The sequence below is a fragment of the Streptomyces sp. LN549 genome, assembly GCF_043203805.1.
Taxonomy (GTDB): domain Bacteria; phylum Actinomycetota; class Actinomycetes; order Streptomycetales; family Streptomycetaceae; genus Streptomyces.
This window is the reverse complement of the sequence record NZ_JAZHRI010000002.1, coordinates 6641407-6666086: the sequence shown is the minus strand read 5'-3', so window position 1 is coordinate 6666086 and position 24680 is coordinate 6641407. Positions and strand designations below refer to the sequence as shown.

16 protein-coding genes, 1 tRNA gene and 3 rRNA genes are annotated in these 24680 nt (G+C 67.1%); 4 read left to right on the top strand and 16 right to left on the bottom strand.

Going from position 1 to position 24680, the window contains the following annotated elements; translation table 11 throughout:
• Window positions 1–82: 82 nt before the first annotated feature.
• The 7 genes from SH922_RS29970 to thyX form a co-directional block, all read right to left on the bottom strand.
• Window positions 83–155 (bottom strand) — tRNA-Thr (locus SH922_RS29970).
• A gap of 217 nt (window positions 156–372) precedes the next feature.
• A 5S ribosomal RNA gene (rrf, locus tag SH922_RS29965) occupies window positions 373–489 on the bottom strand.
• Between the two features lie 79 nt (window positions 490–568).
• A 23S ribosomal RNA gene (locus tag SH922_RS29960) occupies window positions 569–3693 on the bottom strand.
• Window positions 3694–3989: 296 nt separating this feature from the next.
• A 16S ribosomal RNA gene (locus SH922_RS29955) occupies window positions 3990–5515 on the bottom strand.
• The 16S, 23S and 5S rRNA genes sit together here with 1 tRNA gene alongside, the layout of an rRNA operon.
• Window positions 5516–6138: 623 nt before the next feature.
• On the bottom strand, window positions 6139–7824 hold the full coding sequence (locus SH922_RS29950) for a ribonuclease J (protein WP_362556482.1): 1686 nt from the start codon (window positions 7822–7824) through the stop codon (window positions 6139–6141).
• A 140-nt stretch (window positions 7825–7964) separates the two neighbouring features.
• A complete protein-coding gene (gene dapA / locus SH922_RS29945; protein WP_393061289.1) occupies window positions 7965–8864 on the bottom strand; it encodes a 4-hydroxy-tetrahydrodipicolinate synthase in 900 nt (299 codons plus the stop codon).
• Window positions 8865–9016: 152 nt separating this feature from the next.
• Window positions 9017–9754, bottom strand: a complete 738-nt coding sequence (gene thyX, locus SH922_RS29940) for an FAD-dependent thymidylate synthase (protein ID WP_393061287.1) — start codon at window positions 9752–9754, stop codon at window positions 9017–9019.
• A gap of 187 nt (window positions 9755–9941) precedes the next feature.
• Between thyX and SH922_RS29935 the strand changes: the two genes are divergently transcribed.
• Both SH922_RS29935 and SH922_RS29930 read left to right on the top strand, forming a co-directional pair.
• Window positions 9942–10181, top strand: a complete 240-nt coding sequence (locus SH922_RS29935; protein ID WP_393061285.1) for a hypothetical protein — start codon at window positions 9942–9944, stop codon at window positions 10179–10181.
• Between the two features lie 94 nt (window positions 10182–10275).
• A complete protein-coding gene (locus tag SH922_RS29930; RefSeq protein WP_393061283.1) occupies window positions 10276–10827 on the top strand; it encodes a hypothetical protein in 552 nt (183 codons plus the stop codon).
• 84 nt (window positions 10828–10911) lie between these two features.
• Here SH922_RS29930 and SH922_RS29925 read toward each other — a convergent pair whose 3' ends face one another.
• The 6 genes from SH922_RS29925 to eccD form a co-directional block, all read right to left on the bottom strand.
• Window positions 10912–11382 (bottom strand): hypothetical protein, encoded by a 471-nt coding sequence (locus tag SH922_RS29925; protein ID WP_393061281.1) that lies wholly within the window; start codon window positions 11380–11382, stop codon window positions 10912–10914.
• 14 nt (window positions 11383–11396) lie between these two features.
• Window positions 11397–12149, bottom strand: a complete 753-nt coding sequence (dapB, locus tag SH922_RS29920; RefSeq protein WP_393061279.1) for a 4-hydroxy-tetrahydrodipicolinate reductase — start codon at window positions 12147–12149, stop codon at window positions 11397–11399.
• Window positions 12150–12172: 23 nt separating this feature from the next.
• Window positions 12173–13552 (bottom strand): M16 family metallopeptidase, encoded by a 1380-nt coding sequence (locus SH922_RS29915; RefSeq protein WP_393061277.1) that lies wholly within the window; start codon window positions 13550–13552, stop codon window positions 12173–12175.
• Window positions 13549–15762 carry a polyribonucleotide nucleotidyltransferase gene (locus SH922_RS29910; protein ID WP_393063731.1) on the bottom strand — a complete coding sequence of 738 codons (2214 nt, stop codon included), beginning with the start codon at window positions 15760–15762 and terminating at the stop codon, window positions 13549–13551. Before SH922_RS29910 ends, SH922_RS29915 begins: the two co-directional genes overlap by 4 nt.
• A gap of 274 nt (window positions 15763–16036) precedes the next feature.
• Window positions 16037–16327 (bottom strand): 30S ribosomal protein S15, encoded by a 291-nt coding sequence (gene rpsO, locus SH922_RS29905; protein ID WP_018551846.1) that lies wholly within the window; start codon window positions 16325–16327, stop codon window positions 16037–16039.
• Between the two features lie 176 nt (window positions 16328–16503).
• Window positions 16504–17952 (bottom strand): type VII secretion integral membrane protein EccD, encoded by a 1449-nt coding sequence (gene eccD / locus SH922_RS29900; RefSeq protein WP_393061275.1) that lies wholly within the window; start codon window positions 17950–17952, stop codon window positions 16504–16506.
• A 202-nt stretch (window positions 17953–18154) separates the two neighbouring features.
• On the opposite strand from eccD, the gene eccCa reads away from it, so the two are divergent.
• Window positions 18155–22108: a type VII secretion protein EccCa gene (eccCa, locus tag SH922_RS29895; RefSeq protein ID WP_393061273.1), complete on the top strand. Its 3954-nt coding sequence runs from the start codon at window positions 18155–18157 to the stop codon at window positions 22106–22108.
• Between the two features lie 138 nt (window positions 22109–22246).
• Window positions 22247–22480, top strand: a complete 234-nt coding sequence (locus tag SH922_RS29890; RefSeq protein WP_393061271.1) for a DUF397 domain-containing protein — start codon at window positions 22247–22249, stop codon at window positions 22478–22480.
• Between the two features lie 77 nt (window positions 22481–22557).
• On the opposite strand, the gene SH922_RS29885 is transcribed toward SH922_RS29890, so the two are convergent.
• The 3 genes from SH922_RS29885 to mycP form a co-directional block, all read right to left on the bottom strand.
• Window positions 22558–22863, bottom strand: a complete 306-nt coding sequence (locus SH922_RS29885; RefSeq protein ID WP_362556462.1) for a WXG100 family type VII secretion target — start codon at window positions 22861–22863, stop codon at window positions 22558–22560.
• 40 nt (window positions 22864–22903) lie between these two features.
• Window positions 22904–23254 carry a hypothetical protein gene (locus SH922_RS29880; RefSeq protein WP_393061269.1) on the bottom strand — a complete coding sequence of 117 codons (351 nt, stop codon included), beginning with the start codon at window positions 23252–23254 and terminating at the stop codon, window positions 22904–22906.
• Window positions 23255–23433: 179 nt separating this feature from the next.
• The gene (mycP, locus tag SH922_RS29875; protein ID WP_393061267.1) at window positions 23434–24651 is read right to left on the bottom strand and encodes a type VII secretion-associated serine protease mycosin; all 1218 of its coding nucleotides are present in this window, start codon (window positions 24649–24651) and stop codon (window positions 23434–23436) included.
• Window positions 24652–24680: the final 29 nt, after the last annotated feature.

The following is a 24680-nucleotide window of genomic DNA, read 5'->3' as shown; positions in this document are numbered from 1 at the left end:
TCGCATCGACTCCGAACGGCCCGGGACGCCCCCGGAAACGAGAAAGGCCCCCGCCATCCGGCGGGGGCCTTTCCTCTGTCTGAGCCCCAATGCGGAATCGAACCGCAGACCTTCTCCTTACCATGGAGACGCTCTACCGACTGAGCTATTGGGGCCTTGCTGCCCTGCGGCAACGAGCTAAAGCATACCCTGAATCAGGGGGTATGCAAAACCATCTGCCGCACCGTCACCATGCCGCCCACCAGGGAGTGTTCCGAGAGCCGCCCACCCCCTTGACCAGCCACGCACTCCCCCGCCCCGGTACGCCGGCGGCCTGGTCGGGAACGCAGAAAAGCCCCGTGCCACAAGGGCACGGGGCTTTTCATAAAAGGAGTTCGGCGGCGTCCTACTCTCCCACAGGGTCCCCCCTGCAGTACCATCGGCGCTGAAAGGCTTAGCTTCCGGGTTCGGAATGTAACCGGGCGTTTCCCTAACGCAATGACCACCGAAACACTATGAAATTAACCAACACCGGAACAAAACACGGCCGTTCGTTATTTCAGAACTAACACAGTGGACGCGAGCAACTGAGGACAAGCCCTCGGCCTATTAGTACCAGTCAGCTCCACCCGTTACCGGGCTTCCACATCTGGCCTATCAACCCAGTCGTCTACTGGGAGCCTTAACCCTTCAAGAGGGTGGGAATACTCATCTCGAAGCAGGCTTCCCGCTTAGATGCTTTCAGCGGTTATCCTTTCCGAACGTAGCCAACCAGCCATGCCCTTGGCAGGACAACTGGCACACCAGAGGTTCGTCCGTCCCGGTCCTCTCGTACTAGGGACAGCCCTTCTCAATATTCCTACGCGCACAGCGGATAGGGACCGAACTGTCTCACGACGTTCTAAACCCAGCTCGCGTACCGCTTTAATGGGCGAACAGCCCAACCCTTGGGACCGACTCCAGCCCCAGGATGCGACGAGCCGACATCGAGGTGCCAAACCATCCCGTCGATATGGACTCTTGGGGAAGATCAGCCTGTTATCCCCGGGGTACCTTTTATCCGTTGAGCGACAGCGCTTCCACAAGCCACTGCCGGATCACTAGTCCCGACTTTCGTCCCTGCTCGACCCGTCGGTCTCACAGTCAAGCTCCCTTGTGCACTTACACTCAACACCTGATTGCCAACCAGGCTGAGGGAACCTTTGGGCGCCTCCGTTACTCTTTAGGAGGCAACCGCCCCAGTTAAACTACCCATCAGACACTGTCCCTGATCCGGATCACGGACCCAGGTTAGACATCCAGCACGACCAGAGTGGTATTTCAACGACGACTCCACAACCACTGGCGTGGCCGCTTCAAAGTCTCCCACCTATCCTACACAAGCCGAACCGAACACCAATATCAAACTATAGTAAAGGTCCCGGGGTCTTTCCGTCCTGCTGCGCGAAACGAGCATCTTTACTCGTAGTGCAATTTCACCGGGCCTATGGTTGAGACAGTCGAGAAGTCGTTACGCCATTCGTGCAGGTCGGAACTTACCCGACAAGGAATTTCGCTACCTTAGGATGGTTATAGTTACCACCGCCGTTTACTGGCGCTTAAGTTCTCAGCTTCGCCGACCCGAAAGTCAGCTAACCGGTCCCCTTAACGTTCCAGCACCGGGCAGGCGTCAGTCCGTATACATCGCCTTACGGCTTCGCACGGACCTGTGTTTTTAGTAAACAGTCGCTTCTCGCTGGTCTCTGCGGCCACCCCCAGCTCACCGAGTAAATCGGATCACCAGTGATGGCCCCCCTTCTCCCGAAGTTACGGGGGCATTTTGCCGAGTTCCTTAACCATAGTTCACCCGAACGCCTCGGTATTCTCTACCTGACCACCTGAGTCGGTTTAGGGTACGGGCCGCCATGAAACTCGCTAGAGGCTTTTCTCGACAGCATAGGATCATCCACTTCACCACAATCGGCTCGGCATCAGGTCTCAGCCTTAATGTGTGACGGATTTACCTACCACACGGCCTACACCCTTACCCCGGGACTACCACCGCCCGGGCTGGACTACCTTCCTGCGTCACCCCATCGCTTACCTAGTACAAGTCTGGTTCGTCGGCTCCACCACTACCCTCAACTCCGAAGAGATCGGGCCGGCTTCACGGACTTAGCATCGCCTGATTCAGTATTGGGCGTTTCAAAGCGGGTACCGGAATATCAACCGGTTGTCCATCGACTACGCCTGTCGGCCTCGCCTTAGGTCCCGACTTACCCTGGGCAGATCAGCTTGACCCAGGAACCCTTAGTCAATCGGCGCACACGTTTCTCACGTGTGTATCGCTACTCATGCCTGCATTCTCACTCGTGAACCGTCCACAACTCGCTTCCGCGGCTGCTTCACCCGGCACACGACGCTCCCCTACCCATCCACACAGGCGTTGGCCCTATATGTGTGAATGACACGACTTCGGCGGTACGCTTGAGCCCCGCTACATTGTCGGCGCGGAATCACTTGACCAGTGAGCTATTACGCACTCTTTCAAGGGTGGCTGCTTCTAAGCCAACCTCCTGGTTGTCTCTGCGACTCCACATCCTTTCCCACTTAGCGTACGCTTAGGGGCCTTAGTCGATGCTCTGGGCTGTTTCCCTCTCGACCATGGAGCTTATCCCCCACAGTCTCACTGCCGTGCTCTCACTTACCGGCATTCGGAGTTTGGCTAAGGTCAGTAACCCGGTAGGGCCCATCGCCTATCCAGTGCTCTACCTCCGGCAAGAAACACACGACGCTGCACCTAAATGCATTTCGGGGAGAACCAGCTATCACGGAGTTTGATTGGCCTTTCACCCCTAACCACAGGTCATCCCCCAGGTTTTCAACCCTGGTGGGTTCGGTCCTCCACGAAGTCTTACCTCCGCTTCAACCTGCCCATGGCTAGATCACTCCGCTTCGGGTCTTGAGCGCGCTACTAAATCGCCCTATTCGGACTCGCTTTCGCTACGGCTTCCCCACACGGGTTAACCTCGCAACACACCGCAAACTCGCAGGCTCATTCTTCAAAAGGCACGCAGTCACGACGCACCGAGCAAGCTCGATGCGCGACGCTCCCACGGCTTGTAGGCACACGGTTTCAGGTACTATTTCACTCCGCTCCCGCGGTACTTTTCACCATTCCCTCACGGTACTATCCGCTATCGGTCACCAGGGAATATTTAGGCTTAACGGGTGGTCCCGCCAGATTCACACGGGATTTCTCGGGCCCCGTGCTACTTGGGTGTCTCTTAAACGAGCCGTTAATGTTTCAGCTACGGGGGTCTTACCCTCTACGCCGGACCTTTCGCATGTCCTTCGCCTACATCAACGGTTTCTGACTCGTCTCACAGCCGGCAGACCGTGAAAAAGAGATCCCACAACCCCGCATGCGCAACCCCTGCCGGGTATCACACGCATACGGTTTGGCCTGATCCAGTTTCGCTCGCCACTACTCCCGGAATCACGGTTGTTTTCTCTTCCTGAGGGTACTGAGATGTTTCACTTCCCCTCGTTCCCTCCACACTGCCTATGTGTTCAGCAGTGGGTGACAGCCCATGACGACTGCCGGGTTTCCCCATTCGGACACCCCCGGATCAAAGCTTGGTTGACAGCTCCCCGGGGCCTATCGTGGCCTCCCACGTCCTTCATCGGTTCCTGGTGCCAAGGCATCCACCGTGCGCCCTTAAAAACTTGGCCACAGATGCTCGCGTCCACTGTGCAGTTCTCAAACAACGACCAGCCACCCATCACCCCACCCTTACAGGCGAGTTCACTGGGGCCGGCAACCGAAGGACGACCTTTACGGCCGTACCTTCAGATACCCAACAGCGTGCCCGACCCGACCGATCACCCTCACGTTCCACGCCGAAGCAGTACTAGTGAAAACAACCTGTCGTGCCGAATAGTCAACGTTCCACCCATGAGCTGACCACCGCCGAACATTTGCCGGCGTAGTGGCTCTGGATTCCTTGCGGAATCTAGATGCTCCTTAGAAAGGAGGTGATCCAGCCGCACCTTCCGGTACGGCTACCTTGTTACGACTTCGTCCCAATCGCCAGTCCCACCTTCGACAGCTCCCTCCCACAAGGGGTTGGGCCACCGGCTTCGGGTGTTACCGACTTTCGTGACGTGACGGGCGGTGTGTACAAGGCCCGGGAACGTATTCACCGCAGCAATGCTGATCTGCGATTACTAGCAACTCCGACTTCATGGGGTCGAGTTGCAGACCCCAATCCGAACTGAGACCGGCTTTTTGAGATTCGCTCCGCCTCGCGGCATCGCAGCTCATTGTACCGGCCATTGTAGCACGTGTGCAGCCCAAGACATAAGGGGCATGATGACTTGACGTCGTCCCCACCTTCCTCCGAGTTGACCCCGGCAGTCTCCTGTGAGTCCCCATCACCCCGAAGGGCATGCTGGCAACACAGAACAAGGGTTGCGCTCGTTGCGGGACTTAACCCAACATCTCACGACACGAGCTGACGACAGCCATGCACCACCTGTATACCGACCACAAGGGGGGCACCATCTCTGATGCTTTCCGGTATATGTCAAGCCTTGGTAAGGTTCTTCGCGTTGCGTCGAATTAAGCCACATGCTCCGCTGCTTGTGCGGGCCCCCGTCAATTCCTTTGAGTTTTAGCCTTGCGGCCGTACTCCCCAGGCGGGGAACTTAATGCGTTAGCTGCGGCACCGACGACGTGGAATGTCGCCAACACCTAGTTCCCAACGTTTACGGCGTGGACTACCAGGGTATCTAATCCTGTTCGCTCCCCACGCTTTCGCTCCTCAGCGTCAGTAATGGCCCAGAGATCCGCCTTCGCCACCGGTGTTCCTCCTGATATCTGCGCATTTCACCGCTACACCAGGAATTCCGATCTCCCCTACCACACTCTAGCCTGCCCGTATCGACTGCAGACCCGGGGTTAAGCCCCGGGCTTTCACAACCGACGCAACAAGCCGCCTACGAGCTCTTTACGCCCAATAATTCCGGACAACGCTTGCGCCCTACGTATTACCGCGGCTGCTGGCACGTAGTTAGCCGGCGCTTCTTCTGCAGGTACCGTCACTTTCGCTTCTTCCCTGCTGAAAGAGGTTTACAACCCGAAGGCCGTCATCCCTCACGCGGCGTCGCTGCATCAGGCTTTCGCCCATTGTGCAATATTCCCCACTGCTGCCTCCCGTAGGAGTCTGGGCCGTGTCTCAGTCCCAGTGTGGCCGGTCGCCCTCTCAGGCCGGCTACCCGTCGTCGCCTTGGTAGGCCATTACCCCACCAACTAGCTGATAGGCCGCGGGCTCATCCTTCACCGCCGGAGCTTTTAACCTTCCCCCATGAGAGGGAAAGTGTTATCCGGTATTAGACCCCGTTTCCAGGGCTTGTCCCAGAGTGAAGGGCAGATTGCCCACGTGTTACTCACCCGTTCGCCACTAATCCACCCCGAAGGGCTTCATCGTTCGACTTGCATGTGTTAAGCACGCCGCCAGCGTTCGTCCTGAGCCAGGATCAAACTCTCCGTGAATGTTTTCCCGTAATCGGGTAGACACCACGAGAGCGGAACGACCAGGTCGGAATATGACCGATCGTCCACTGAATCCTCGCTGTGTGCATTGCCTACCAGGCCAGAGACCTGTTAGGACTTTTCAAAGGAACCTCGAACCTGCCGAAGCAGGTCGGGGTATCAACATATCTGGCGTTGACTTTTGGCACGCTGTTGAGTTCTCAAGGAACGGACGCTTCCTTTGTACTCACCCTCTCGGGCTTTCCTCCGGGCGCTTCCCTTCGGTCTTGCGTTTCCGACTCTATCAGACTCTTTCGTGTCCGATTCCCGGTCGAAGCGGGCCTCGCATTTTCGCTTTCCAGTTCTTCGCTTTCGCGCTTTCCCTTTCCAGCGAGCTCAACCTTACCAGACCCATTCCATCCCGTTTCCGGTCCGGATTTGAATTCTGATGGCCGTTGAAGTGGCCTTGCCTTTCGGCGGACCCGACTTTATCAGAAGTTCTGAGTCGGAATTCCGCCCTCCGTGGGACTCCCAGCGCACACGTGTGCGCGGTGCTTCCCGGTGAGGCGGAGACGTAAACGTACTGGAGCGGGGCGCCCCGATGCAAATCGGGGGCCCCGCTCCAGAGTTCACACCCGTCGGGGTCAGACCTCGACGACGACGGGGAGGATCATCGGACGCCGACGGTAGGTGTCGGAGACCCACTTGCCCACCGTGCGGCGGACCAGCTGCTGGAGCTGGTGGGGCTCCATGACGCCGTCCTGCGCCGACTTGTTGAGAGCCTCTTCGACCTTCGGGACGACCGCGCTGAACGCCGAGTCGTCGATGCCGGAGCCCCGGGCCTGGATGTGGGGGCCGCCCACGATCTTGCCGGAGGAGCTGTCGACCACGATGAAGACGGAGATGATCCCCTCGTCACCGAGGATGCGGCGGTCCTTGAGAGAGGTCTCGGTGACATCGCCGACCGAGAGGCCGTCGACGTACACATAGCCGGCCTGGACCTTGCCGACGATCTTGGCCTTGCCGTCGATCAGGTCGACGACCACGCCGTCCTCGGCGATGACGATGTGGTCCTTCGGGACGCCGGTGAGGGCGCCCAGTTCCGCGTTGGCCCGCAGGTGGCGCCATTCGCCGTGAACCGGCATCAGGTTCTTCGGCTTGCAGATGTTGTAGAAGTACAGCAGCTCGCCGGCCGAGGCGTGACCCGAGACGTGGACCTTGGCGTTGCCCTTGTGGACGACGTTGGCGCCCCAGCGGGTCAGGCCGTTGATCACGCGGTAGACCGCGTTCTCGTTACCCGGGATCAGCGACGAGGCCAGGATGACGGTGTCGCCCTGGACGATGCGGATCTGGTGGTCGCGGTTGGCCATCCGGGACAGGGCCGCCATCGGCTCGCCCTGCGAGCCCGTGCAGACCAGCACGACCTCGTCGTCCGGCAGGTCGTCGAGGGTCTTCACGTCGACGACCAGGCCCGCGGGAACCTTCAGATAGCCCAGGTCACGGGCGATGCCCATGTTCCGGACCATCGATCGCCCGACGAAGGCGACCCGGCGGCCGTACTCGTGGGCCGTGTCGAGGATCTGCTGGATGCGGTGCACATGGCTCGCGAAGCTCGCCACGATGATGCGCTTCTGCGCGTTGGCGAAGACCGTGCGCAGGACGTTGGAGATGTCCCGCTCCGGCGGTACGAAGCCCGGCACCTCCGCGTTCGTCGAGTCGGAGAGCAGAAGGTCGATGCCTTCCTCGCTCAGCCGGGCGAACGCGTGCAGGTCGGTGAGCCGGCCGTCCAGCGGCAGCTGGTCCATCTTGAAGTCGCCGGTGGCGACGGCCATGCCCGCGGGCGTACGGATGGCGACCGCGAGAGCGTCGGGGATGGAGTGGTTGACCGCGATGAACTCGCAGTCGAAGACTCCGAGGCGCTCGCGCTGCCCCTCCTTGACCTCAAGGGTGTACGGACGAATCCGGTGCTCCTGAAGCTTCGCCTCGATGAGCGCGAGGGTCAGCTTGGAGCCGATGAGCGGGATGTCCGGCTTCAGGCGCAGCAGATACGGGACACCACCGATGTGGTCCTCGTGTCCGTGCGTCAGGACAATGCCCTCGACGTCGTCGAGGCGGTCCCGGATGGTGGTGAAGTCCGGAAGGATCAGGTCGATTCCGGGCTGCTCCTCCTCCGGGAAGAGAACGCCGCAGTCGACGATGAGCAGGCGGCCGCCGTACTCGAAGACCGTCATGTTGCGGCCGATTTCGCCGAGGCCGCCCAGCGGGGTGACCCGTAGGCCGCCCTTCGGGAGCTTCGGCGGGGTGCCGAGTTCAGGATGCGGATGACTCAAAAGACTCTCCTTACCACGCACGCCACGTACCGCTTGGGCACGTGGCGCGCATGTCATTCGTGCACTTGCTGTTGTCTTGGGGTGGTGCCGTGTAGCCCTCTTGCGAGTGTTCTTCGCGTATTCAGTTGTGAAGTCTGTGGTTACAGCTGTACCCCACCGGCGGCGAGATCGATCTTGAGCTGTGCCGTTTCCTGTGCGCTGAGCTCCACCAGGGGGAGGCGCAGCGGGCCCGCCGGGAGGCCCTGGAGGGTCAGTGCGGCCTTGGTGGTGATCACGCCCTGTGTACGGAACATGCCCGTGAACACAGGCAGCAGCTTCTGGTGGATCTCCGTGGCCTTCTGTACGTCTCCGCCGAGGTAGGCCTCGATGAGGGCGCGCAGGTCCGGGGTGACGACATGGCCGACGACGGAGACGAAGCCGACCGCGCCGACCGACAGGAGCGGCAGGTTCAGCATGTCGTCGCCCGAGTACCAGGCCAGGCCGGACTGTGCGATGGCCCAGCTCGCGCGGCCGAGGTCGCCCTTGGCGTCCTTGTTGGCCACGATGCGCGGATGGTCTGCCAGCCGGACGAGGGTCTCTGTGTCGATCGGCACACCGCTGCGGCCGGGAATGTCGTAGAGCATCACCGGCAGACCGGTGGCGTCCGCGATCGCCGTGAAGTGGCGGAGGAGGCCCTCCTGCGGCGGCTTGTTGTAGTACGGGGTGACCGCGAGGAGGCCGTGGGCGCCAGTGCGTTCGGCCGTGCGGGCGAGCTCGACGCTGTGGCGGGTGTCGTTGGTGCCGATACCGGCGACGACGTGCGCCCGGTCTCCGACCGCCTCCAGCACAGCCCGTACGAGCTGGTCTTTCTCCGCGTCGCTGGTGGTCGGGGACTCGCCGGTGGTGCCGTTGATGATCAGGCCGTCGTTGCCTGCGTCCACCAGGTGGGTGGCGAGCCGCTGGGCGCCGTCGAGGTCGAGTGCGCCGTCCGCCGTGAAGGGCGTGACCATAGCGGTGAGGACCCGCCCGAAGGGGGTCTGCGGAGTGGAGATCGGAGCCATGGGTACCACGCTACTCGTTGCTCGGCGCCCGGTGTCCCCTCGGGGGGACAAGCAAGAGGAGCCCGGCACTGCCTGCTCGGGGGTTCAAGCAGTGCCGGGTCCGTTTGATCAGCCTAGATGAACTTCACGAAACGCCGCAATACGGACACCGCTTACGGGGCAACGCGTCCGTTTTTGTTGAAGGCTGCATGGGTGAGCGGCATGAGCTGTGCCCAGTGCGCCTCCATCTGCTCGCCGACCATCTCGATCTCGCGCTGCGGGAAGGACGGAACCTTCGCGAGCTCGTGCTGCGTACGCAGGCCGAGGAAGTGCATCAGCGAGCGGGCGTTGCACGTGGCGTACATCGAGGAGAACAGGCCGACCGGGAGGACCGCACGGGCCACCTCGCGGGCCACTCCTGCCGCCAGCATCTCCTGGTAGGCCTCGTACGCCTGGCGGTACGAGTCCTCCATGACACGGCCGGTGAGCTCCGCCTGCGCCTCGGTGCCCTCGACGAACTCGTACTTGCCGGGGCGGCCCTGCTGGACCAGCTTGCGGGACTCCCCCGGGACGTAGAAGACCGGCTCCAGCTCCCGGTAGCGGCCCGATTCCTCGTTGTACGACCAGCCCACGCGGTGCCGCATGAACTCGCGGAACACGAAGATCGGGGCGCTGATGAAGAAGGTCATCGAGTTGTGCTCGAACGGGCTTCCGTGCCGGTCCCGCATCAGGTAGTTGATGAGCCCCTTGGAGCGCTCAGGGTCCTTGGTGACCTCTTCGAGGGACTGCTCACCGGCCGTGGAAACACGGGCGGCGAACAGCACATCGGAATCACCGGCGGCATGTTTCACCAGGTCAACGGTGACATCGCTGCGGAAGCTGGGCTTTGCGGGCTCGGGGGTCTCGGTCACCGGCGGGGGTCCTTCCAATGGCGTCGCTCGGGCGGCGCCCACTCTACGGGCCGCCACTGACAACGCGGTCCGCACCGCCCGTCCTGGGATTTCTTCGGCCAATCCGGCGATTCGGGGCACCGATCGGGCTTCCCGTGCGTCTGACTCATTAGCACCACCCGAATCAGAGTTCAAGGAGAGTTACCTCATGTTCCGCCGGCGTGAATCCGTCCCGTTCTCGTTCGTGGCCGAGGCCGACCGATTCCGCAGTAACGTCACACCGCCCCCGCGGGAGCGCCCCTCCCTCTCCGAGAAGGCGGGCCGCACCCTCACGGGGCTCGCCGTGGTCGCCGGACTCGCCGGATCGCTGCTGCTCGGCCTGCCCTCTCTGGCTCCCGAACAGTCGCCGTTGCACCATCAGCAGGCCGAGGCGGCACAGGGGCGCTGACTCGACCGGGCCCCCTGGGGTGGCCCGGTCGGCAGGCTCCTCGGTAGCCTCACCGGGCACAGCAATCGAGCGTGCTTGTGAGTGAGGATCAGTCGTGCCCCTGCCCTTTCTGACGGCCGACCGCGCATTTGACGCGAGCGCTGAGGATGCCGCGCTGCCGTTCGACGACCACGACAGCTGGCGGCGCCCCTACCGCCCCGGGCCCTGGCGTGTCGCGGCAGCGGCCGGTCTGCTGCTGCTTGCCTCGTTCATCCTGTTCGCCGGGATGATCACGGCGTTCGCCGGGGCGATGCCCGGGGCCGGCGCGTGTCTCGCCCTGGCCCTCGCGGTGATCATCTGTGCCCTGCGGATGCTGCGGATCGGCGCCTGGGTGAGCCGGCACGGCGTGCGCCGGGTGGGTTTCTTCCGGACGACGACCGTGCCGTGGAACCGCGCCGCCGCGGTGCGTACCGTGCAGCAGCCGGTCAAGTGGCTCGGGTTCCCGCGCACGGTGCAGGGCCAGGCGCTGATCGTCGTGCGCAAGGGTGGGGACGCGGTGCCGCCGCTGCTCACGGACTCCAACGCGGACTTCCTGGCGCGCGGTGAGGCGTTCGACAGGGCCGCCGACACGATCGAGGCGTGGGGGGACGAGTACCGGCAGCACTGAGGGCCCGCCTGCCCCCAGCGGAGACGACGAGACCGTCCGGCGTTCGCGAGGAACGCCGGACGGTCTCGTCGTGTGCGGGAACTGCTAGTTGCCGGACGGGGCCGCCGAGGCCGGTGTGCGGCCTCTGTGGAGGGCGATGGCCCGCTGCATGGCCTTCCTGGCCCTGGGTGTGTCCCGGGCGTCCTGGTAGGCGACAGCGAGGCGGAACCAGCAGCGCCAGTCGTCCGGCGTGTCCTCCGTCTCCTCCCGGCGGCGGGCGAACACCGCGTCGGCGGAGTCCCGGTCGATACGCCCACTCGGGGTACGGGCCAGGTCGTCGACGGGCAGGCCGCCCTCGGCGTCGAGCTCGGCGGCCAGGGCGTTCGCCCTCCGGACGAACTGGGTGTTCTTCCAGAGGAACCAGATGCCGATCACCGGAAGGATCAGCACGGCGACCCCGAAGGTCACCGTCAGCAGCGTGCCGTGCTTGATGAGCAGGACACCTCGGCTGCCGACCAGGACGAAGTAGAAGACCAGGACGGCAGCGGTGACGAGGTAAGTGATCTTTGCGCGCATGGCGGTGGGCTCAGTCAGTTCAGGTCGAGGAAGTTTTCCAGGCCGAACGTGAGGCCCGGCGTGGTCACCACGCGGCGTGCTCCGAGCAGGATGCCCGGCATGAAGCTGCTGTGGTGCAGGGAGTCGTGCCGGATGGTGAGGGTCTCGCCCTCACCTCCGAGCAGCACCTCCTGGTGGGCCAGGAGGCCGCGGAGCCGTACCGAGTGGACCGGGATGCCGTCCACGTCGGCGCCTCGCGCCCCGTCCAGTGCCGTCGCGGTGGCGTCCGGCTGGGGTGCGCAGCCCGCCTCGCGGCGGGCCTCGGCGATCAGCTGGGCGGTACGGGCCGCAGTGCCGGAGGGGGCGTCGGCCTTGTTGGGGTGGTGCAGCTCGATGACCTCGACCGACTCGAAGTACCGGGCGGCCTGCTGCGCGAACTTCATGGTGAGCACCGCGCCGATGGAGAAGTTCGGCGCGATGAGCACACCGGTCTCCGGCGAGCCGGAGAGCCAGGTGTTCAGCTGCGCGAGCCGTTCGTCGGTCCAGCCGGTGGTGCCGACCACGGCGTGGATGCCGTGCCGGACGCAGAAGTCGAGGTTGTCCATCACCGACGTGGGAGTGGTGAGCTCGACGACGACCTGGGTACCGGATTCCGCGAGGGTCTCCAGCTTGTCGCCGCGGCCGAGTGCGGCCACCAGGTCCATGTCGTCGGCGGCCTCGACCGCTCGTACCGCCTCGGAGCCGATACGGCCCCCGGCGCCGAGAACGGCTACGCGCAGCTTGCTCATTGCTCTGCTTCCTTACAAAGGGATTAGGAGACCGCTTCGTCGAGGCGGCCGGCCTGCTTGTCCTTGAGCGGGCCGATGACGGAGAGCGAGGGGCGGTGTCCGAGGACCTCGCCCGCCACCGAGCGGACGTCGTCCGGTGTCACCTGCGCGATGCGGGCCAGCATGTCGTCGACCGACATCTGCTCACCCCAGCACAGTTCGCTCTTGCCGATCCGGTTCATCAGTGCGCCGGTGTCCTCCAGGCCGAGGACGGTGGAGCCGGAGAGCTGGCCGATCGCGCGGCTGATCTCCTCGTCGTCGAGTCCGTCCGACGCGACACGGTCGAGCTCGTCGCGGCAGATCCTGAGGACGTCGTGGACCTGGCTGGGCCGGCAGCCCGCGTACACGCCGAAGAGTCCGCAGTCCGCGAAGCCCGAGGTGTACGAGTAGACGCTGTAGGCGAGGCCGCGCTTCTCCCGTACCTCCTGGAAGAGGCGGGAGCTCATGCCGCCGCCGAGGGCGGTGTTGAGTACGCCGAGCGCCCAGCGGCGCTCGTCGGTGCGGGCCAGCCCCGGCACGCCGAGGACCACGTGGGCCTGCTCGGTCTTGCGGTTCTGCACTTCGACCCGGCCCGCGGTGCGCAGCGTGCGGGAGCCCTCGCGCGGCGCCGTCGGGACGGCGTCGGTGCGGGACAGTGCCCCGGCGCGCTCGAAGGCCTTGCGGACCTGGCGTACGACCGTGGCGTGGTCGACGTTGCCGGCTGCGGCGACGACCAGGTGCGTGGGGTCGTAGTGCTTCTTGTAGAAGCGGGCGATCTGGCCGCGGTTCAGGGCGTTGATCGTGTCGACGGTGCCGAGGACCGGGCGGCCGAGCGGGGTGTCGCCGAGCATGGTGTGCGCGAACAGGTCGTGCACGCAGTCGCCCGGGTCGTCCTCCGTCATCGCGATCTCTTCGAGGATGACGCCGCGCTCGGCGTCGACGTCCTCGGAGGCGATCAGGGAGCCGGTCAGCATGTCGCAGACGACGTCGATGGCCAGCGGCAGGTCCGTGTCGAGGACCCGCGCGTAGTAGCAGGTGTACTCCTTCGCCGTGAAGGCGTTCATCTCGCCGCCGACCGCGTCGATCGCGGACGAGATGTCGAGGGCACTGCGCTTGGCCGTGCCCTTGAAGAGGAGATGTTCGAGGTAGTGCGTCGCGCCGTTCAGGGCCGGGGTCTCGTCGCGTGATCCGACGTTGGCCCAGATACCGAAGGTGGCGGAGCGTACGGAGGGCAGGGTCTCGGTGACGATGCGCAGGCCACCGGGCAGGACCGTGCGGCGGACCGTGCCGATGCCGTTGGTGCCCTTGAGAAGCGTTTGGGTACGGGCGACGGCCCGCCCCTCCGAGGAGGGGCGGGCCGTCGTCACGGAACTACGGGACGTCACTTGTCGGTGTCGTCCTTCTTCTCGTCCTCTTCGCCCTCGATGACGGGGATGAGGGAGAGCTTGCCGCGGGAGTCGATCTCCGCGATCTCGACCTGGACCTTGGACCCGACGCCGAGCACGTCCTCGACGTTCTCCACGCGCTTGCCACCGGCGAGCTTGCGGATCTGCGAGATGTGCAGCAGGCCGTCCTTGCCGGGCATCAGGGAGACGAACGCACCGAAGGTGGTGGTCTTGACGACCGTACCCAGGTAGCGCTCGCCGACCTCCGGCATGGTCGGGTTGGCGATCGCGTTGATCGTGGCGCGCGCGGCCTCGGCCTGCGAGCCCTGCTGGGCACCGATGTAGATGGTGCCGTCGTCCTCGATCGTGATGTCGGCGCCGGTGTCCTCCTGGATCTGGTTGATCATCTTGCCCTTGGGGCCGATGACCTCACCGATCTTGTCCACCGGGATCTTGACGGTGATGATCCGGGGGGCGTTCGGGGACATCTCGTCCGGGACGTCGATGGCCTCGTTCATCACGTCGAGGATGTGGAGGCGTGCGTCACGGGCCTGCTTCAGCGCGGCGGCCAGGACCGAGGCGGGGATGCCGTCGAGCTTGGTGTCGAGCTGGAGCGCGGTCACGAACTGCTTCGTACCGGCGACCTTGAAGTCCATGTCACCGAACGCGTCCTCGGCACCGAGGATGTCGGTGAGGGCGACGTAGTGGGTCTTGCCGTCGATCTCCTGCGAGATCAGGCCCATGGCGATGCCGGCGACGGCGGCCTTGAGGGGCACACCGGCGTTCAGCAGGGACATGGTGGAGGCGCAGACCGAGCCCATGGACGTCGAGCCGTTGGAGCCCAGCGCCTCGGAGACCTGGCGGATCGCGTAGGGGAACTCCTCGCGCGACGGCAGCACCGGCACGATGGCGCGCTCGGCGAGCGCACCGTGGCCGATCTCGCGGCGCTTGGGCGAGCCCACGCGGCCGGTCTCACCGACGGAGTACGGCGGGAAGTTGTAGTTGTGCATGTAGCGCTTGCGGGTCACCGGGGAAAGGGTGTCCAGCTGCTGCTCCATCCGGAGCATGTTGAGGGTGGTGACGCCCAGGATCTGGGTCTCGCCACGCTCGAAGAGCGCCGAGCCGTGCACGCGCGGGATGGCCTCGACCTCGGCGGCGAGCGTACGGATGTCCGTGACGCCACGGCCGTCGATGCGGACCTTGTCCTTGATGACGCGCTCGCGGACCAGCTTCTTGGTCAGCGCGCGGTAGGCACCGGAGATCTCCTTCTCGCGGCCCTCGAAGGCCGGGAGGAGCTTCTCGCCCGCGATCTCCTTGATGCGGTCCAGCTCCGCCTCGCGCTCCTGCTTGCCGGCGATGGTGAGCGCCTTGGCGAGCTCGGTGCTGACGGCCTTGGAGAGGGCCTCCAGGACGTCGTCCTGGTAGTCGAGGAAGACCGGGAACTCACCGGTGGGCTTGGCGGCCTTGGCGGCGAGGTCGGACTGGGCCTTGCAGAGCGCCTTGATGAAGGGCTTCGCGGCTTCCAGACCGGCGGCGACGACCTCTTCGGTCGGGGCCTCGGCACCGTCCTGGACGAGCTGGATGGTCTTCTCGGTGGCCTCGGCCTCGACCATCATGATCGCGACGTCGCCGTCCTCGAGGACACGACCGGCGACGACCATGTCGAAGACTGCGTCCTCGAGCTCGGTGTGCGTCGGGAACGCGACCCACTGGCCCTTGATCAGGGCGACGCGGGTGGCGCCGATGGGGCCGGAGAAGGGCAGGCCCGCCAGGATCGTGGAAGCGGAGGCGGCGTTGATCGCGACCACGTCGTACAGGTGGTCGGGGTTGAGCGCCATGATCGTCTCGACGATCTGGATCTCGTTGCGCAGGCCCTTCTTGAAGGAGGGGCGCAGCGGGCGGTCGATCAGGCGGCAGGTGAGGATCGCGTCCTCGGAGGGGCGGCCCTCCCGGCGGAAGAAGGAGCCGGGGATCTTGCCTGCGGCGTACTGCCGCTCCTCGACGTCCACCGTGAGGGGGAAGAAGTCGAGCTGGTCCTTGGGCCGCTTGGAAGCGGTGGTGGCCGACAGCACCATGGTGTCGTCGTCCAGGTACGCGACGGCGGAGCCGGCGGCCTGCTTGGCCAGGCGGCCCGTCTCGAAGCGGATGGTGCGGGTGCCGAAGGTTCCGTTGTCGATAACGGCCTCGGCGTAGTGGGTCTCGTTCTCCACTAGTGATTTCTCCATACTCGTCGTCTTTCGTCCTGACGCCCGTGTGGCGCAGGACGGTGCGGAGAGGCGCACCGTGTGTGCGGGGCCGGTCTTCGATCGAAGCTCCCGGGCGTTGTCCCGGGGGCCACTACCGAGGACCGGCGGCGGCCGTGCGGCGCGCCTCTCCTCGTCTGTTGTTGTGCACGTCCAGGTTACTGAGGTTGCCCCCGGTACCGCACGTACGGCAAAGGGAGCGGCCCCCTAGAAGTGGGAACCGCTCCCTTTCACAGCGTCCTTACTTGGCGCCGCCGGCCGCGCCACGGCGGATGCCGAGGCGGTCGACGAGCGCACGGAAGCGCTGGATGTCCTTCTTGGCCAGGTACTGCAGGAGGCGGCGACGCTGGCCGACCAGGATCAGCAGACCACGACGGGAGTGGTGGTCGTGCTTGTGCGTCTTGAGGTGCTCCGTCAGGTCCGAGATCCGGCGCGAAAGCATGGCGACCTGAACCTCGGGGGAACCGGTGTCGCCCTCCTTCTGCGCGAACTCGGTCATGATCTGCTTCTTCGTAGCGGCGTCGAGCGGCACGCGGTACTCCTCTTGGTGTTCGATGCGCCCACGAGTGCCCCTGGTCTTGATCTCAGGGGAGCTTGAGTGACTCGGGAGCGAAGGTCCGATGAGCGCAGCTCCCAGAGTCAACCGGGAACGCGTACACAAACGGCCACGGCCAGACTACCAGCCGTTCGGAGCGGCCCCGACTGGCCTCAGCCCGTGAGGGCCCTGGCGCGCGCGAAGACGTCGAGGACCGCCAGGCAGAGCGGGACCAGGGAGAGCAGGAGCGCGCTCTCCGTCAGGTCCAGGGCCCTGCCCCAGAAGGGGGAGAGGCCCTTGCGGGGAACGATCAGGCCCGCCGCTGCCAGCAGGGCCGCACCGGCGGTGACGGCCGCGGAGAGCCAGACCGTACGAACGGCGACCGCCGTCGCCGGGTCGGCGGGCGGATTCAGCGCGAGGCCGAGGATCAGCAGGGCGAGGGCTCCGAGGCCCGCCGCGAGTACGCAGACGACCTGCGAGGTGTAGCGGAAGAGCCGGGCGCGCAGCAGCATGGCAAGCCCTGTGGCCAGGGCGAGGAGCTGTCCCCAGGCGTCGCCGGAGAAGCCGAGCACCGCGGCGGACGCGGCGACGAGGGCCGCGCAGCCTCCGACGAGGCCGAGCAGGAGCTCGTGGCCCCGCCGCGCCCGCTCCGCGATGTGCGCGGCGTCCACGGGGGCGTCCCGCCGGCCGTCGTCCGGATCGGCGAGGGGGTCGTCGTAGCCGGTCCGGTCGGTGCGCTGCGGGGCGTATCCGATGGGGAGCCGTGCGAAGCGGGCCGAGAGGGCGGGCAGGAAGGCGATCAGTCCGATGGCGGCCGGGGCGCAGACGGCGGCCGCCGCGACGGCCGAGGACTCGCTGAGGATCGCGGCGAAGGCCGCCAGGGTGCCGGCGGTGGCGAGGAAGGCCCCTGCGACGAACGGGGCGTCGCCGCCCGGGGTGACGGCGACCAGGACGACTGCGGCGACGAGCACGGCGACGCAGCCGAGAAGGAGCTGGAGCCTGCCCGGCCCCTGGCCCGCGTCCGGGCCGACGATGCCCGAGCCCGCGATCAGGACGAGGGGCAGGGCGCCGACGCCGAGCGCGACGGCCGTGACGCGGTCCGCATAGACCCGGGAGCGCACGCCCGCGAAGGCGGTGAGCAGCGCTCCGGCGGCGCCCGCGATGACACCGGGCAGGCTGTGCATGTCGTGGCGGACCGGGTCGGTGAACCAGAGCACGAAGCCCATGAGTACGAACAGCAGTGCGGCGCCCGCCGGGCCGGCGCCGCGCAGCAGGTCGTCGCTCCACAGGTGGCGGTCGCGGCTGACGGCCGAGGCGATGGCGTCCGGGACGTCGTCGAACACGGCGGGCGGGAGCGATTCGGCGAACGGGCGCAGGCTGAGGATCTCGCCGTCGAGCACCTGCTGGGCGGCGAGGGTTCGGGCGCCGTCGAGGACGGTGCCGTCGCGTCGTACGAGGTGGTAGCCGGTGGGAGTGGCGACGGCCTGGGGCCGGCCGGTGAGGCGGAGGACCTCCGGGCAGACGTCGGCGACGGCGAGGTCCTCGGGCAGCGCGACGTCGATCCGGCTGTCGGGCGCCACGACAGTGACGCGGCAGAAGCCGGTCGCTGCCGTCGTACTCACGTGTCTGCTCCCCTGGTCCCCAATTGCGCACGATGCGCGCGCAACCCTACTGGAAAGGGTGAATCCCGTAATCTCCGCAAGAGTCCGGCACATAGGATCGCCCTCTCGCGGAGGCCAGTCCGTGGGCGTAGGCAGCCACGGGGGCGTCGGTGCGGGTCCGTCCGGCCCCCGGCCCGTCCGTACCGAGGGATTTGATGCACCGGTGAGCCAGATCGTCGTGAAGCGTCCGCCGCGGGCCCTGCCACCGGAACTGCTCGCGGAAGGGCTGGCGTTGAAGGCCCCTCCCCCGCTTCCGCGCGGGCAGCGGGAAGGTGTGCTGATGCAGGTCCTGCCGGCGCTCGGCATGGGTTCGTCGGTGGTCTTCTTCTTCTCACCCCAGGCACCGCCGTTCATGCGGATCATGGGTGTGCTGATGCTGGTCTCGACGGCCGCCATGGTGGTCGCCCAGCTGGTCCGTCACCGACGCGGCACGCAGGGGCAGTTGGCGGATGCCCGGCGCGACTACCTCACGTACCTGGCGCATACCCGGCGTACGGTGCGCCGGACGGCGCGCGCCCAGCGTGACGCGCAGTTGTATCTGCACCCCGGCCCCGAACAGCTTCGGTCGGTGGTCGCAGAGGGCGTCCGGGTCTGGGAACGGCGGTCCGGTGACCAGGACTTCGGGCAGGTGCGGATCGGGCTCGGGGTTCAGGGGCTGTCGACGCCCCTGTCGGCGCCGGACACCGATCCGGCCGACGATCCCGAGCCGGTGTGCGCGGGCGCGCTGCGGCGGTTCCTGGCGGTGCACGGCTCACTGGACGGGTTACCGGTGGCGTTCCCGGTGCGGGCGTTCGCCCGGGTGACGTTGTGCGGCCTGCCGGAGTCGGCGCAGTCGGTGGCGCGGGCGATGGTGGCCCAGCTGGTGACGCTGCACTCGCCGGACGACCTGGTGGTCGCGGTCGTGGCGGGGCCGGATGCGGTGGCGCGCTGGGACTGGACGAAGTGGCTGCCGCACGCGCAGGTGCCGGGGCAGGTCGACGGGGCCGGCTCGAAGCGGCTGTTCGCGGCGGACCTGGCCGGTCTGGAGCGGTTGCTGGGCGGCCGGCTGGAGGGACGGCCGCGGTTCGGCGGCGAGAGCGCGCCCCTGCCTGACCAGCCGCACATCATGGTGATCCTGGACGGCGGGTGGTTGACGCCCGGCTCGGTGCTCGCGGCGCCCGAGGGGCTGCAGGGCGTGACCCTCGTCGAGGTGGTGCGGGGTGAGCCGGCCGCTCACCGCGGCGGGCTCACCGTGATGGCACAGCCGGGTCTGTTGCGGGTGGAGTCGGGGGCGGGTGCGGTGTACGAGGGTGCGCCGGACGGCATCTCGCTGCCCGCGGCCGAGGCGCTGGCGCGGCAGCTGGCGCCGCTGCGGACGGGCGGCGGCAAGGACGGCGAACCGCTGCTCTCCGACCTGGACTTCACCGAACTGCTGGACCTCGGCGACGCGGACTCCGTCGATGTGGCGCGCACCTGGCGGCCGCGGCCGGTCTCCGAACGGCTGCGGGTGCCCATCGGGGTCGGCGAGGACGGACTGCCGGTGATGCTGGACCTCAAGGAGGCGGCTCAGGGCGGCATGGGGCCGCACGGGCTGTGCGTCGGCGCGACGGGATCCGGCAAGTCGGAGCTGCTGCGGACGCTGGTGCTGGGGCTCGCGGTCACGCACCCGTCCGAGACGCTGAACTTCGTGCTCGCGGACTTCAAGGGCGGGGCGACGTTCAGCGGTATGTCGCAGCTGCCGCACGTGGCCGCGGTCATCACCAACCTGGCCGACGACCTGGCCCTCGTGGACCGGATGGGCGACGCGATCCGCGGGGAACTCCAGCGCCGGCAGGAGCTGCTGCGCTCGGCGGGCAACTACGCCAACATCCACGACTACGAGAAGGCACGGGCGGCGGGCGCGGCGCTGGAGCCGCTGGCCTCACTGGTGCTGGTGATCGACGAGTTCTCCGAACTGCTCACCGCCAAGCCCGACTTCATCGACATGTTCATCCAGATCGGCCGCATCGGCCGTTCGCTGGGTGTGCATCTGCTGCTGGCCTCGCAGCGGCTGGAGGAGGGCAGGCTGCGCGGACTGGACACCTATCTCTCGTACCGGATCGGGCTGCGGACCTTCTCGGCCGCCGAGTCGCGGACGGTGCTGGGGGTGCCGGACGCGTACCACCTGCCGTCGGTGCCGGGCTCGGGCTGTCTCAAGTCCGGTACGGAGGAGCTGACGCGGTTCAAGGCGGCGTACGTGTCGGGGGCGTACCGCACGGGCGGCCCCGCCCCCGCGTCGGGGCCGGTGCCGGCCGTGCGGCGGGCCGCGCTGTTCCGTGCCCTGCCGGTGCCGTCGGCGGGTGCGGAGATCGGCGGGGCCGCCTTGCCCGCCGCCCCGGCGCGGGACGACGCGTCGGCCGGCACCGTGCTCGATGTGATCGTGCGGCGGCTGGAGGGTCAGGGTGTGCCGGCTCACCAGGTGTGGCTGCCGCCGCTGGACCGGGCTCCGGCGCTGGACCAGCTGCTGCCGGGGCTCGCGCCGGCCGAGGGGCGCGGGTTCACCGCCACGGAGTACAGCCGGCCCGGCGGGCTGACGGTCCCGCTGGGCCTGGTCGACAAGCCGTTCGAGCAGCTGCGCGAGGTGCTGTACCGCGACTTCTCCGGGGCGGCGGGGCATCTGATGGTGGTCGGAGGGCCGCAGTCCGGCAAATCGACGCTGCTGCGGACCTTGATCGCGTCGTTCGCGCTCACGCACACCCCGCAGGAGGTGCAGTTCTACGGTCTCGACTTCGGCGGTGGCGGGCTGGCCTCGCTGGCGGCGCTGCCGCATGTGGGGCAGATCGCCTCGCGCCTGGATCCGGAGCGGGTGCGGCGCACGGTCGCGGAGGTGGCGGGGGTGCTGAGCCGGCGCGAGGAGTTCTTCCGCGACCGGGACATCGATTCCGTCGCCACGTACCGGCGCAGGCGCGCACTCGGTGAACTGCCCGGCGAGGCGTGGGGGGACGTGTTCCTGGTCATCGACGGCTGGGGCGGGTTCCGGACCGAGTACGAGTCACTGGAGCCGGTCGTCACGGACATCGCCGCGCGCGGTCTCGGCTACGGCGTCCATGTGGTGCTGTCGACCGCGCGCTCCATGGAGGTGCGCGCCGCGCTCAAGGACCAGATCCTCGGGCGGCTCGAACTGCGGCTCGGCGACGTCATGGACTCCGAGTTCGACCGGAAGGTCGCCGGCCGGGTGCCGGCCGGGGCGCCGGGCCGCGGGCAGGTGGTGGAGAAGCTGCACTTCATGGCCGCGCTGCCGCGCATCGACTCGGTCACCGATGCGACGGGCCTCGCCGACGCGACCTCCGCGCTCGTCGGCACGGTGCGGGCGAACTGGGCGGGCGCGCCGGCACCTGCCGTACGGCTGCTGCCGCTCAGGCTGCCCGCGGAGCAGTTGCCGAAGGGGTTCGAGTTCCCGCACCGTGGCATCGCGATCGGGATCGCCGAGACGGATCTGGAACCGGTGTTCGCCGACTTCGACACCGATCCGTTCTTCCTGGTCTTCGGCGAGAGCGAGTCGGGCAAGACCAATCTGCTGCGTCTGATCGCGAAGCAGATCGCGGAGAGGTACGCCCCCGACGAGGCGAAGCTGGTCGTCGGGGACTACCGGCGCGGGCTGCTCGGCGCGCTGCCGGAGAGCCATGTGCTGGAGTACGCGCCGACGGCGGATGCGCTGCGGACGCACATGGAGGCGCTGGCCGGTGTGTTCGCACGGCGGCAGCCCCCGGCGGACGTGACTCCGCAGCAGTTGCGGGACCGGAGCTGGTGGACGGGTCCGCAGATCTTCGTCGTCGTCGACGACTACGACCTGGTGGCGACGGGCGCGGGCGGTCCCCTGGCCCCGTTGGCGGACTGTCTGCCGTTCGCCCGTGACACCGGGGTGCGCTTCGTCATCGCGCGCAGTTCGGCGGGGGCCTCGCGGGCGATGTACGAGGCGTTCATGCAACGGATCAAGGAGCTGGGGGCGCAGGGGGTGGTGCTCTCCGGCAATGCGGCCGAGGGGGATCTCATCGGCGCGGTGCGCGGGCATCCGATGCCGCCGGGGCGGGGGTACTTCGCCACCCGGCGGCAGGGCAGTCCGCTGGTGCAGACCGGAAGGCTCCCGGAGCGGCCCTGAGCCGGAGACGGGGAGCGCGTGCGGCGTCACAGGAGCACAGAAAGGCGCCGTTCGCCGGGGAATCGGCGACCTGGTCTGAGGCCGCGGCGGTGCCTGTACGGTGCCGTGCAGAGCCACGTACGGAGAGGAACCCTGACCATGGGCACGCAGGCGGAGAAGGACGAGCTGTACGCACTCGACATCTCGGGGGTGGAATGGCTGAGTGCGCCCGGGACTGAGGCGGCGGAGGAGCGCGTCGAGATCGCGCATCTGCCGGGCGGGGCCGTGGCGATGAGGTCCTCGCTGGATCCGGACACCGTGCTGCGGTACACGGAGGCCGAGTGGCGTGCGTTCGTACTGGGCGCCCGGGACGGCGAGTTCGACCTGACGTAGGGCGGGGAGGCACACGGGAGGGGCACGTTCACCGGAACGTGCCCCTCTTGTCGTACGCGGCCCCGTGCCTCGTGCGTTCAGTACGCCTCGGTGAACAGGCGTGAGGCCCTGAGGTCCGTGGCGCGGTAGTTGTCCTTGCCGTTCTCGATGATCCTCGCGACGTGCTCCAGGCGGCCCTTCATGTCGTCGGCCTTGCCGCGGTACTTGTTCTGGAGCATCACGTACGCGGTGTGGGCCTCACCGTCCCAGGTGTCGGTGACCACCTTGAGCGCGCCGTCCATCTCCTCCAGGTCGCGGCAGATGTTCTGCGACACCACGCGGATGCGGTTCGCCATCTCCTGGACGCTTTCGTACTTGACCTTGGTGTGCGGGTCGTGTCCCATCCGGGTTCTCCTCTGGCTCGGCTGCGGGGGAAGGACCGGTTCAGACTCCGTTGAGCCCCGAGGCGTTGCCCACCGGGGCCGGTGCCCTGACCGCGTTGAAGGCCGCGCGGACCTCCTCGTCATTGGCATTGCTGAGGTTCCTGGTGCTGCCCACCGCGTGGAGCAGCACATTCAGCAGCCGGCGGATCTCGTCGTGGTCCTCGTTGATCACGAGCTGTGCGGACGTGAATCCCGAGGCGCCGGCGCCGGTCCACCCCGCCCCGGCCGTCGCGAGGATGTCAGCGAGTTCCCTGGACTGCGTGGAGACCGCCTCTGCGGTTTTGACGATCCTGTTCCTGGCCTGGATGACCGGCTCGTCGGCAAGTCCGAAACCGCCCGCGGGGTTGGTCATGCGGAGGTCCTCTCTCGGTTCGCTGGGGGATGCGGGGCAGGGGTGGCCTCACCGGCTCCGGAGCGCGCCCCCGGCCGCTCCCTGATCCCCCGTCACCCGTCTCAAGTCCTCAATCACCCTAGCCACTTCGGCGCCTCGTCCCGGCACTCCTCGGCGGCTGGGAGCCGCCTCGGTGCGGGTCATCTCCGGCGTGGAACGCGGCGTCTGCGGAGGTCGCGCGCCACGGTCGCGGTGCCGGCCACCGCGGCGACCAGCACGGCTGCCGCGGCCAGTGCGTAGGTCGCGTACCGCTTGCTGCGTTGCTGCGCGGTCTCCGCCATCGCCAGGTGCGCGGGCTCGGGAGCCTGGGCCCCGGCGGGCGGTGCGTCCGGGTGGGGGGTGTCCTGCGGGGCGTCGTCTCCGGACAGCGCGCGGACCGGATCGACTACACCCCATCCGATGAAGGCGTCACGGCCGTTGACGGAGCGCTCCGCCGTCTGTTCGATACGGGCGATGACCTGCGCCGCCGTCCAGTCCGGGTACTTGGCGCGCATCAGCGCGACGACCCCGGCGACGTACGGCGCGGAGAAGCTGGTGCCGTTGTCGGTGCACTGGCCGTTGCCCGGGACGGTGGAGACGATGTCGACACCGGGGGCGGCGATCCCCACGAAGTCCCCTGCCTGGGAGAAGGGCGCGCGTTCGTTGTTGCGGTCGGACGCGGCGACGGCGAGGACGCCGTCGAAGGCGGCGGGGTAGGTGCTCCTCCGTCTGCCGTCCATGCCGTCGTTTCCCGCGGCGGCGACGATCACGACGTCCTCGGCGATCGCCCGCGCCACCGCCCTGCCCAGCAGTGAGTCGTCGGCCAGCGGCCGGGTGGTGTCCTGGGAGATGTTGATGACCTGGGCGCCGTGGGCGATCGCGTGGTCGATCGCGGCGGCCATCGCACTGTCCCTGCCGTTGTGCCGCCCGTCGTTCTGACGGATCGGGATGACAGTGGCCTCGGGGGCCAGGCCGACGAAGCCGGTGCCGCCGCGGGGTCGGGCGGCGATGATGCCGGCGACCTTGGTGCCGTGACCGACCTCGTCCACGGTCCCGTCGCTCCCGCCGCCGTCGGTGTAGTCGATGCCCGCGGAGGCGTCCACGGCGCCCCTGAGCTGAGGGTTGGTGTCGTCCACGCCGGTGTCGATGACGGCGACGCGGACCCCCTTGCCCCGCGTGTCCTGCCACAGTTCGTCGAGGAGCACCCGCTGGAGCGGCCACGGACGTCCCTCGAACTGCTCCTTCATCGGGAAGTCGCACTCGCCGCCACCGTCAAGGTGCAGACCGCCCGGGTCCGGAACGGCGTGGGCGGCCTGCGGCCCCGCGAGGGCGCCCAGCGCGGCGGCCGCCGTCAGCAGGCCTCTCATCCGGTACCGCATCGCGCTCTCTCCCCCGCGTGTGTCCACTG